At 50.4% G+C, this 587-nt stretch carries 2 rRNA genes; both read left to right on the top strand.

The annotated features are described in order from the left end of the window. A 16S ribosomal RNA gene (locus NM10_RS14100) occupies positions 1-159 on the top strand; the annotation flags it as partial. A gap of 194 nt (positions 160-353) precedes the next feature. Continuing rightward, positions 354-587 (top strand): 23S ribosomal RNA (locus NM10_RS12885); the annotation flags it as partial.

Consider the following 587-nt stretch of genomic DNA (forward strand, 5'->3'; position numbering starts at 1 on the left):
TCAGCTTGKACACACCGCCCGTCACACCACGAAAGTCATTCACACCCGAAGCCGGTGAGGTAACCGCAAGGAGCCAGCCGTCGAAGGTGGGGGCGAGTGATTGGGGTGAAGTCGTAACAAGGTAGCCGTATCGGAAGGTGCGGCTGGATCACCTCCTTTCTAGGGAAAACCTAAGAAGTCGGCACGGAGGCAATTCATTCATTGTTCAGTTTTGAGAGGTCATCCTCTCAATCGTACCTTGACAACTGCATAAAAATGTTAGAAAATACCTCTTTTTAAAAAGAGATCTTAACGAACCTTGAATTCTTGTTCATCATGACATCCCGCGTGGATGGCGTGATACATGAAAAAATAGTCAAGTAAGTAAGGGCGTACGGCGGATGCCTTGGCCATATCAGCCGAAGAAGGACGCGATAAGCTGCGATAAGCTGCGGTGAGGTGCAAGTAACCTTTGACCCGCAGATCTCCGAATGGGGAAACCCGGCAGCAGTAGTGCTGTCATCCTCTATGAGGAAGGGCACCCGGTGAACCTGAAACATCTAAGCCGGAGGAAAAGGAATCAACAGAGATACCCYAGTAGCGGCGAG

Source organism: Megasphaera sp. NM10 (genome assembly GCF_000417505.1).
Classification (GTDB): Bacteria; Bacillota; Negativicutes; order Veillonellales; family Megasphaeraceae; genus Megasphaera; species Megasphaera intestinihominis.